Genomic DNA, 1,871 nt, shown 5'->3' on the forward strand with positions numbered 1-1,871 from the left:
AGAAGTCCCATCAAATCAAAGCGAAATCCGTCAATATGATATTCCCTTGCCCAGTAAAGTACGGATTCTAAGATATATTTTGAACAAATGGCTCTTTCACTTGCCACATCATTGCCGCAGGCGGAGCCATCAGACACTTTACCGTCACTGAATGCTCTGTAAAAATACCAAGGCAGAGTTCTTTGAAACCACGAATCAAGTGAGTAAGTATGATTATATACCACATCCATAATTACGCCAAATCCCGCTTCATGGATTGATTGTATCATCTCCTTCATCTCTGTGATACGAACCTCACCGTGAAAGGCATCTGTAGAATATGAGCCCTCAGGTACATTGTAATTTACAGGGTCATATCCCCAGTTGAAGCCTTCATCTTTACTCTCATCCACAGAACCGTAATCATACATCGGCATTATCTGAATATGTGTCACACCGAGTTCTTTCAGATAATCAAGTCCTGTAGGATGAATACCGTCATTATTTAAAGTTGTATGTTTACAGGTAAAAGCTTTATACTTTCCACGATACTCTAAAGGAAATCCGCCTGACTTATCATAGGAAAATTCTTTCACATGAAGCTCGTATACAATCTTTTCAGTACCTTTTTTGGGCGGTTTATCCTTTTCCCAACCTTTAGGGTCGGTTCTTTTAAGGTTTACCGCCATACTTCTGATACCGTTGACTCCGGAAGCTTTTGCATACGGGTCGGCAGTCAAAACTTCTTTAGAGTCTCTTGTAATCAAATAATCATAGTACACTTTATGAAGCTCTTTATCTGAGTGAAAGCTCCATACTCCTTTGTCCTCTTTTTTCATAGGAATATGCTCATGAGCCTTGCCGCCGTCTCCGGCTTCATAAAGGTTTAATACTACACTATTTGCGCCCGGTGACCACAGCTTAAATTTGGTCCCGTTTTCATTACATTCCACACCCAGGTCGTTTCCTTCATAAACATAGTTTTCAAGAAACTCCTTTGATGAGTAATATTTTTTAAGTTTAATTATATTTTCCATTATTATCCCTTAACAGCACCTGAAATACCATCTACATAGTACTTTTGCATGAATAAGAATAAAAGTGCAATAGGAATAGAAATAAGCACCGCTCCCGCCGCAAAGCTTGTGTACCAGCTGTCAATATATTCTTTTTCAAGCATCTTCCAAAGTCCTATAGCTATTGTATATTGGTCCGAGTTTGCTCTGCATATAACTCTCGCAAAGATAAAGTCAAGCCATGGTCCCATAAATGATGTTAAAACCGTATATACAATAATAGGTTTACTAAGCGGTAATGTAATCTTATAAAAAATCTGCCATCTGGTACATCCGTCCAAAAGTGCCGCCTCATCTATCGCCACAGGAATTGTATCAAAAAATCCCTTTGCTATCTGGAATCCAAGTCCCGCACCGCCTGAATAACATAGAATAAGTGCCAATTTAATAAGATTTCCCTCTGTAAGTCCCATTGCCTTTAAGATAAAGTATACCGCAATCATTGACATAAATCCCGGGAAGAGTCCGAGTACCATTGCCATGTTCATATACGGCTTTCTGAGTTTAAACTTTATTCTGGACAGACAGTATGAAACTGCAAGTACATAGAATGCCGACAATATACATGAACAGATAGCGATAAACAAGGTGTTCATAAACATCTGAGGGAAGTTTAAAATAGTTGTATCACTGAACAACTTCGCATAGTTGTCAAGTGTAAACGCCTTTGGTAAGAAGGTTGATACATATGATCCTTTTTCCGCTCTGAAGCTTGTAAGGATTACCCAAAATATCGGAAAAAGCCAAACCACAGCCAATACGGCAAGAACGATATGTACAATAGTGTTGTTTATCATTCTCTTTTTCTTTGCAGAC

At 38.7% G+C, this 1,871-nt stretch carries 2 protein-coding genes; both read right to left on the reverse strand.

The features are described 5' to 3' along the window. Positions 1-1,016 (reverse strand): alpha-amylase family glycosyl hydrolase (locus tag ACO6FI_RS13215; RefSeq protein ID WP_485457730.1); only part of this gene is annotated, 1,016 nt, incomplete at its 3' end. Between the two features lie 2 nt (positions 1,017-1,018). Next, a partial coding sequence (locus ACO6FI_RS13220) for a sugar ABC transporter permease (RefSeq protein ID WP_485457731.1) occupies positions 1,019-1,871 on the reverse strand: 853 nt, incomplete at its 5' end.

The sequence above is a fragment of the Lachnoanaerobaculum sp. genome (assembly GCF_057250505.1).